This window comes from Acinetobacter lwoffii (genome assembly GCF_024129595.1).
In the GTDB taxonomy this organism is placed as follows: Bacteria; Pseudomonadota; Gammaproteobacteria; order Pseudomonadales; family Moraxellaceae; genus Acinetobacter; species Acinetobacter lwoffii_O.
Genome location: NZ_JAMXXS010000030.1, coordinates 25,497 through 33,770, shown reverse-complemented (window position 1 = coordinate 33,770; position 8,274 = coordinate 25,497). Strand labels below are relative to the sequence as shown.

5 protein-coding genes and 1 pseudogene are annotated in these 8,274 nt (G+C 41.7%); 3 read left to right on the top strand and 3 right to left on the bottom strand.

Annotation, left to right across the window (positions count from 1 at the left end; genetic code table 11):
- The first annotated feature begins 180 nt into the window (after positions 1-180).
- Both NI466_RS12510 and NI466_RS12505 read left to right on the top strand, forming a co-directional pair.
- Positions 181-489, top strand: coding sequence for a helix-turn-helix transcriptional regulator (locus NI466_RS12510; RefSeq protein WP_004282130.1), 309 nt, complete (start codon positions 181-183; stop codon positions 487-489).
- Positions 486-1,775 carry a type II toxin-antitoxin system HipA family toxin gene (locus tag NI466_RS12505; protein WP_253173752.1) on the top strand — a complete coding sequence of 430 codons (1,290 nt, stop codon included), beginning with the start codon at positions 486-488 and terminating at the stop codon, positions 1,773-1,775. Before NI466_RS12510 ends, NI466_RS12505 begins: the two co-directional genes overlap by 4 nt.
- Before the next feature lie 18 nt (positions 1,776-1,793).
- On the opposite strand, the gene NI466_RS12500 is transcribed toward NI466_RS12505, so the two are convergent.
- Entirely contained in the window at positions 1,794-5,141 is a 3,348-nt protein-coding gene (locus NI466_RS12500; RefSeq protein ID WP_253173750.1) for a DEAD/DEAH box helicase, read from the bottom strand.
- 246 nt (positions 5,142-5,387) lie between these two features.
- Here NI466_RS12500 and NI466_RS12495 point away from each other — a divergent pair.
- A pseudogene (locus NI466_RS12495) lies at positions 5,388-5,624 on the top strand (hypothetical protein); the annotation flags it as partial.
- 29 nt (positions 5,625-5,653) lie between these two features.
- Here NI466_RS12495 and NI466_RS12490 read toward each other — a convergent pair.
- Both NI466_RS12490 and pfkB read right to left on the bottom strand, forming a co-directional pair.
- Positions 5,654-7,336 carry a fructose-specific PTS transporter subunit EIIC gene (locus NI466_RS12490; protein ID WP_004733119.1) on the bottom strand — a complete coding sequence of 561 codons (1,683 nt, stop codon included), beginning with the start codon at positions 7,334-7,336 and terminating at the stop codon, positions 5,654-5,656.
- 4 nt (positions 7,337-7,340) lie between these two features.
- Positions 7,341-8,273, bottom strand: coding sequence for a 1-phosphofructokinase (pfkB, locus tag NI466_RS12485; RefSeq protein ID WP_004282140.1), 933 nt, complete (start codon positions 8,271-8,273; stop codon positions 7,341-7,343).
- Position 8,274 lies beyond the last annotated feature (1 nt).

Sequence of the window (8,274 nt, the reverse complement as noted above, 5' to 3'; positions counted from 1 at the left end):
CGGAATTAGGTCGACCACTTACCCAAGTTACGCCTTAAATTTGGCTCAATTAGGGGCGCTTTGCATTTCAAATCTTTGTGCAACAAAGCCGATCGAAATGATAAAGTCATAAATTGCTTTTCAAAAAAAAAGAAACTAATATGTTTCTTACAGAACCTAAAAGCAATAAATGCATCTACAATGAATAAGTCTTTACTTCAGCAAATCAAAAAAAGACGAACCCAATTGGGCTTAAAGCAAGTTGATATGCAATCCCGTACAGGCATTTCAAGACAGCAGTACCAAAAACTGGAAAGTCAGGGCAACCCTCGATTAGAGACCTTAGAAATTATAGCGGCAGGATTAAATGCTCAACTGATGCTCATCCCTGATGATAAGGTTCATTTGATCAGACAATTATTGAATGATGAAATTAAAGTCACTATTGAAGATCAGGATGACTTAATGACTAACCCATGGAAGGGTCTTCTCGGAGGAGAGGAACCATGAATACTGTTGCCGTCCTGAAATTAACATTACATCACGGTATCGTTGGATACTTGGCAGGATTTCAGAGCGGAAAAAATATTCTGGTTTTTACAGATTCTTTCCGCTCTGATCAGCAACGCCCGACCTTGAGCCTGCTGACTTCCCCCTTGTATCCTCAAGTGGATAAAATTTTAGAAAAGACCTATGTTACACATCAGCGTTTACATCCCTTGCTATCAAACTTGCTACCAGAAGGTGCATTACGCGAACTGATTGCACAAAGCCTCAAAGTACATATAGACAATGAATTTCAGTTATTGGCAGCTTTAGGTCATGATTTACCTGGAGCACTCATTGCGACTCCATTAGATCCAGAAGAAATTCCAGATGAAATAAAATTCAAACTGCAGATCTCTAATCCAGATCAGATCTTAAAGCAAGAGATTCGAACAGATAATAAGTTTTCCTTGGCCGGCGTCCAAATGAAGTTTTCCATGAAAGCCAAAGATGGGCGTTTTACACTAGTCCAGGCAACGGAATCGTCTCTACTCGGGGACTGGATTATCAAAACTCCTTCTTCCAGACATGCTTTTGTTCCGCTAAATGAATATTCTATGATGAGCCTTGCCAAAATGGTCGGAATAGATGTCCCTGAGATTCGCTTGGTGGATATGGCACTCTTACAAAACCTTCCACCATTAAATTTACCCCAAGAGCAATATGCTTTTGCAATCAAAAGATTTGATAGACAGAGTACTGCTGATACTACAGAGCTTATTCACATCGAAGACTTTGCTCAGATCTTCGGTGCATATCCACAGCAGAAATACAGCACCACAAATTATGAGCAGATAGGAAAGATCATTTATCAATTTTCAGATAACAAAATTCTTGATATTCAGCAATTTGCCAGCCGCTTACTTGTCAGCATTTTGCTCGCCAATGGAGATGCACACTTAAAAAACTGGAGTATGATTTATCAGGACAAAAGAACACCAAGATTATCTCCCGCATACGATATATTGATGACTAGTGTATATGTTGAAAATGAGCGTCATTTCGCATTGAATCTTGCCAAAAATAAAGATTGGTATTTAGCTGAGATGAAACACTTTGAACAATGGGCTGAAAAAGTCGGTGTTCCATGGCGTGTTATTGAAAAACAACTTCACGCCATTATGGACAAAGCACGGTCAGTATGGCCAGCGCTATTACTAGACTTACCTATGATTTCTGTTCATAAAGAAAAATTAAGAGAACATTGGAAAAAATTGCATCCAGACTTTCAGATACTTACAGATGATTAGAGGAAACCTGTAACCAAGCTAAAATTTCTCAAACAATTTCATCACATCATTTTCCGTCAGTTTCGCTTCGCCCTCATGATCGGTACTTAGAATAGACTGTGCCAGTTCTGCTTTATTCTGCTGCAAGGCAATAATTTTTTCTTCTATGCTTTTATTGGTAATCAGCTTATACACAAATACCGGCTTGTCCTGTCCAATCCGCCATGCACGATCTGAAGCTTGATCTTCAGCAGCAGGGTTCCACCATGGATCATAGTGAATGACCGTATCTGCGGCAGTTAGATTCAGACCGACCCCTCCTGCTTTCAGACTGATTAAAAATACCGGCACTTGTCCAGACTGAAATGCTGTAATGACTTCATCTCGCTTTTTGGTCTTTCCAGTCAGCTTCACATAGCCAATTTCTGCGTGATAGAGCTGTTGTTCAATCAGTTCCAACATTGAGGTAAACTGAGAGAAAATAAGAATTTTTCGCCCCTCCTCCACCATTGGAACGACCATATCCATCAACTGTTCAAGTTTGGCAGAATACGCCTGCCCGGTTTTAACTGAATCCAGTTTCAGCAAGCTAGGATGACAACAGACCTGACGCAGCTTCAGCAAGGCATCTAAAATTTGGATTTGACTACGCTTAAAGCCTTTTTCTGCCACAATTTTCTGAATATTTGCCTGCATCGTGGCGCGAACAGCCTCATATAGCTTGGATTGCTGCTCATTCATGTCAATATTGACTTCAATCGTGGTTTTTTCAGGCAATTCCTTGGCAACGTCAGTTTTCAAGCGACGTAAAATAAAGGGTTTAATGCGGTTTACCAACTTTTGCCTTAACTGCTGATCGCCGCGTTTTTCAATAGGATAGCGGTACTTTTTATTAAAGATTTCTTGTGAATATAAAAATCCTGGCATTAGAAAATAAAATAGTGCCCACAGCTCACCCAAATGATTTTCCATAGGTGTACCAGTTAGACATAGACGATGTCGCGCTGTTAATTGCCGTACTACCTGTGCAGCTTTGGCACGCGGATTTTTAATATTCTGCGCTTCATCCAGAATGAGTTGATGATATTCATATTGCTTCAGTTGCTCTTCATCTCTCGCCAAGAGCGGGTAGGTGGTTAACACAATGTCATAGTGTGAAATCTGCTCAAAATACTGATGGCGGTCGGGGCCTTGTAGCAGCAGTACCTTGAGCTCAGGGGTAAATTTTTCCGCTTCTTTGAACCAGTTATGCATCAGCGATGTGGGTGCAACAATTAAGGCGGGACTGTCCTGCAAATATCCAGCCTGCTTTTCCATGAGTAAATGGGCTAAAGTTTGTGCTGTTTTCCCCAAGCCCATATCATCTGCCAGAATCCCGCCATGCTGGGTTTCCCTTAAAAACTGTAACCAGCCTAAGCCCTGCTGCTGGTATGGACGCAACTCCCCCTGAAAACCTTGTGGTGTCGGCAGTTGTTGCTGATAGCCTTGTTTGAATTTCTGTACAAATTGCTGCAGGCGATCACTGACCTGCCATGTCATCCCAAGATTATGCTGCAATTCTAATAATTGACTCGCATCATAGCGATCAATACTGCGCTCTTCTTGCTGTAAAATGCTCTGCAGATGTAACAATACCGGCTTAATATCCCTAGCGGATAGAGCCAAATCAGGTTGATCAACTGCAGTTTTCACGGTGAAAATTTGACTGTCATGCAGATGAATAAACGTCCGCGGATCAAGTAAATCAGGATTTACTCGCACCAAAGCTACGAGCGCATCAAGCAAATTATAAGAATTACCTGCACTGTCTTGAACCGTCGCCCCGATATTGAACCAGTCCTGCTGACCTTCAGATTCAGTGATAGAAATATTTAAATTTTCGACATATTGCAGGTTAAAGGGGCTGTTTTCCAGATGCTCTATCTGCCAGCCCATCAACTCAATTTGATTGATGGGCATGAGCTGTTTGATCCAGTCTCCATAGAAAGCAAAAACCATAGAATCAAGACGTTGTTTATCCAGTTTTAATTGCTGGTCATAACTAAGATCTTTCACCCACTTCAGTGATTCGACCAATAGCTGTAAACGCTGGATTGACTGTTGTTCCTGAACTAAGTCCCGAAGCTGTCGCACCATTTTGCCATGCTGCTCACCAATAAAACTGTCACCTGATGTACCTGCTTTTATTCGCCCACCTGCATAGGAGAATTCAATTTCGGCACAAACAGACTCTTCCCATTTCCAATCAAATTTATCTAAAACACCGAAGCGTAAAATTGGCTGGGGACTTCCCTCAAGGACATCAATATGCTGAATAGACTCGGGCTGAGGCAGATTTTTCACGTCTGAATATTGATGAGTCAGTTTCTCAAACTCTGGCAAGAGCTTAGCTGGAAGATCAGGCATCTGTAAAAAATGGTACAGAAGATTTGCCGTATATTCACCATATAACTGGCCCACCGTGTTCTGTTGAATATCCACATAACATGGTGGATGGCTCGCGAGAATCTGAATATGAGGATTTGATTTTAAATCGAGTCGAATATCACCATTGACCAATTCAATGTTTAAATGCTCTGTCTGTTTGTTTACACCTTGTTGCCAGATCAGTTCGATGTGATAGCCTTGTTCTGACCATTGAAGTGCAGTATGGCTCTTTTTTTTCCAGTACACATCGCCACTTTGAATAAAAGATTTGAAATGCTCCAATAAAATGCTTGAGATATCAAGATTGCTTTGATAAAAGCGTTCGTCGCTGTTTATTTTGGCGTAATAATAAATCTGGTTAAATAATTGTCGTTTTTGTTCAGGTAAAGTCAGATGCTTTCTGGTGATATTTTCATATTGGGTATAATAACTTTCCCCCGCAATTGAGCCGTTTTTATTGCGTCTGGCCTTCTGAACATCAACTGTCAATTTCTTTAAGCTGACAGACTGATCTAGCAGGTAAATTAAATAATTGTTTGTTTTGACAGATTGCTCTGGTTCAGTCTGTTGTAAATACCGTTTAAAATCATTCAACCAGCGCTGCGCCTGATCATCCCCCCGTTGGCGTTTTGCGATTCCCTGCGAGGATTGAGATTCAGCATAACGCTGTTGAAATTCCTGACGATATTCTTGAAAGAATAATCGCGCTAAAGCAGCAGCATGTTTACAGTTATATCCAACCGGACAAGTGCAGTCGTCATCGATTAAACGGTCTTTTTGGGGATTATAGGTAATCGCAGTATCGTAATAATCTGTCCCTTCAATTTGAGCATACATCGTGACATCATCATTTTCTTCAAAGAACTCAATTGTTTCTCTATCAATGTGTTTAGCATAGCTCAGACTGCGCTGAAGAGTTGCAGTACTAAAGCGAGATAGAAAATTGATCAATGAGGACATAATTACCAGAAACCAAAAATGTTTATACAATTATAACGGACAAAGCTGTCATTTCAGAACAGTAGTGCTCGCCAACGTATCAAAAGGAAATAAATCCATGCTCAAAAACTTAATGTTTACTACAATGGATGGGGTGAATATTGGCTTTGGGGTACATTGGTCTCCTCAACCGCAATCACAGGTCGGCCATTAATCGCCTTTGAATACAGTGCAGAAGCGATCAGTAAAGGTTTAGAATTTCCTGCACATCAAATGGATATCATGGGTGAGGCACTGAATATTCCTCGACAAGCTCTTGTGAAACTTGGTACTCAGGAAGCGGAACTTTGTGTCCAAGAAGTCGATGAAATTATTGGCTCGATTTGTAAGGTTGCAATCCGATTCAGCAATATCGCTCATGACCTATTACCTGGACAAATTCAAGCAGAGACTCTCCAACTGATCCAAAATAGGATTGAGCATAATATTCATTTATTGCACTAAATAGCCTTCACAAAGCTTCTATGAAGGGCTTACTCTAACCGTTGTTTTATCACGGCATAAGCTACACCAGTCACCACACTTCCAATCGCAATCGCCAATAAATATTTTAATGGATAATTCATCGCATTCGGAATGATCAGTACCATTACACCGCCATGAGGAGTGACTAGTTCACATTTAAATAATGCAACCAAAGCCCCAGTTACAGCACCACCTGCGATCGCGCATGGAAGCACTCGAATCGGGTCTTTGGCAGCAAACGGAATAGCCCCTTCCGAAATGAAACATAGGCCCAGAACTACAGCAGCCTTCCCTGCATCTTGCTCAGGTTTGGCAAATTTATGCTTTGCCAGAAAAGTTGCAATTGCCATACCCAATGGCGGTACCATACCCGCAGCCATGGTAATCGCCATCGGTCCGTATGTTTGTGACGTAAGTAAGCCCACCGTAAAGGCATAAGCCGCTTTATTTATTGGCCCCCCAACATCAATACACATCATACTCCCAAGGATAATCCCCATGATCATGGCATTGGTCGTCCCCATATTGGCAAGGAAGTGTGTGAGTAATTCAAACAATTGTGCAACAGGCTGTCCAACCACATAAATCATGATTAAACCAACAGCTAAACTCGCTAATAGTGGAATAATCAAAATTGGTTTTAATGCTTCTAGGCTACTTGGGAGTTTAAGCTGTTTCGATAAAAATAACGCAATATAACCTGCAATAAAACCTGCAACTAATCCACCGAGAAAGCCTGCCTCTAATTGTGTTGCAAGTAAACCGCCAATCAAACCTGGAGTTAAACCCGGACGATCCGCAATAGAATAAGCAATGTAACCTGCCAGCATAGGTACCATAAGAGTAAATGCTGCAGCACCTATTTGCTTTAAGGATGCGGCAAAGCTTCCTTCAACAGGGTTGAGGCCAAACATAAACGAGATGGCAATGATCAAACCGCCCGCCACCACCATCGGCAGCATGAAAGACACCCCTGTTAAAAGGTGTTTATAAATTCCAGTTTTTTCTTTGTTTTCATTTTCTGTCTTAGTGGCTGTTTGCTTACCCGTTTCAAGCACTTTGGCTTCAGCAATTGCATTTGCAAAAGTCTTATCCGTTTGCTTAAGAGCAAATCCTGTACTGCAGCGATATACACGTTTGCCTACAAAGCGATCTGTATTGACCTCAATATCCGTTGCTAAGATCACGACATCTGCTTTGGCAATACTTTCTGCCGATAAAACATTTTTAGCCCCAACCGATCCTTGGGTTTCAACATCAATCTGATAACCGTACTTTACTGCACCTTGTTGTAAGGCTTCGGCCGCCATAAACGTATGCGCAACACCAGTTGGACATGCTGTAATGGCGACAAACCGTGTAACCCCTACATTGGCTGCAATAGTTTCATCTAAAGCATCTGAATGCTCAAGAACTTGTTGCAAAAGCATGATCGCATCGTGTTGTGCGTTATTCAAACCAATGACTTTCACAACCTTGTCACGCAGTTGATCCGCTTCTGCCGACTTCTGTCCTACAAAAACAACCGTATCAATAACATTTGATAAATCGAGATGCTCGACTGATGTCGCCACATGATTGGAAATACCAAGTGCTGTCGCTGCTTTGGACAGTTTTTTGGACAAAATCACTGCATTAATCGGCTGCTCGGGACTATGTGGCACAAATAAAATATGTTTTATCTCTGGCATCGTATTAACTCAATGATTGGACTGAGATTTGCGATTTCAAATCTTCAATAACAGCAAAGTCTGGAAGGGCAAACCCAATTTGGGTCACAGCATTGCTCGCAATTGCGGTTGCTGTTTTCAATGTTTCTTCTGGGGAAGTTGAACTCAACAACCCATGAATCATACCTGCCAGCAAAGAATCTCCCGCACCCACAGTACTTTGGACGGTGACCTTCGGTGCAGTAGCATGCAGGGGGTGCGTGCGGTGAAGCCAGTTCACCCCGTTTTCACCCATCGAGACCACAATATGTTCGATCTGACTATTTAAACTGGCAAAAAGATGCTGCTGTTCTGCAAACGTTTCTGCTGGCAAATGGTAAGTTTCCGTCAACTCATCTGTATTAGGCTTAATCAACCAAGGATGGGCAGCAATTGCTGCTTTCAACGCAACACCACTGGTATCTACTGCGACTTTTTTACCCGCAGACTGTAACCATAAAATCAGTGTCGAAAGCTCTTCTGCAGAAAACCCTTGTGGCAAACTGCCAGCAATCACAATCACATCAACCTCTAAAATCAGTTGAGATAAACGTTCACATAGTTGTTGTTTTGCTGAGGTATCTACAAAAAAGCCCTTGCCATTGATGTCAGTCATCTGACCAGAAGCTTCTGCAACTTTAATGTTTTGTCGTGTTTCACCTGCAACATAAATAAATTGGTTATCAAATTGCTCTTGCTGGATATGATGGTCAAAAATTTGACGGTTTTCTTGCCCCAAAAAGCCACTCACAATCAGTTCATGTCCCAAATCCTTAAGGACCTGTGCCACGTTTAAGCCTTTACCTGCTGCATGGCTTTGGGCCGTTAACTGACGATTGACCTCGCCAACTTTTAGTTGATCCAATTGCACGGTGAGGTCAATTGCAGGATTCAGAGTAATGCTTAATATCTTAGCCATT

Excerpts from the sequence above, each read along its gene's own strand:
- NI466_RS12510 (WP_004282130.1), top strand. The coding sequence starts at position 181 with ATGAATAAGTCTTTACTTCAGCAAATCAAAAAAAGACGAACCCAATTG.
- NI466_RS12505 (WP_253173752.1), top strand. The coding sequence starts at position 486 with ATGAATACTGTTGCCGTCCTGAAATTAACATTACATCACGGTATCGTT.
- NI466_RS12500 (WP_253173750.1), bottom strand. The coding sequence starts at position 5,141 with ATGTCCTCATTGATCAATTTTCTATCTCGCTTTAGTACTGCAACTCTT.
- NI466_RS12490 (WP_004733119.1), bottom strand. The coding sequence starts at position 7,336 with ATGCCAGAGATAAAACATATTTTATTTGTGCCACATAGTCCCGAGCAG.
- pfkB (WP_004282140.1), bottom strand. The coding sequence starts at position 8,273 with ATGGCTAAGATATTAAGCATTACTCTGAATCCTGCAATTGACCTCACC.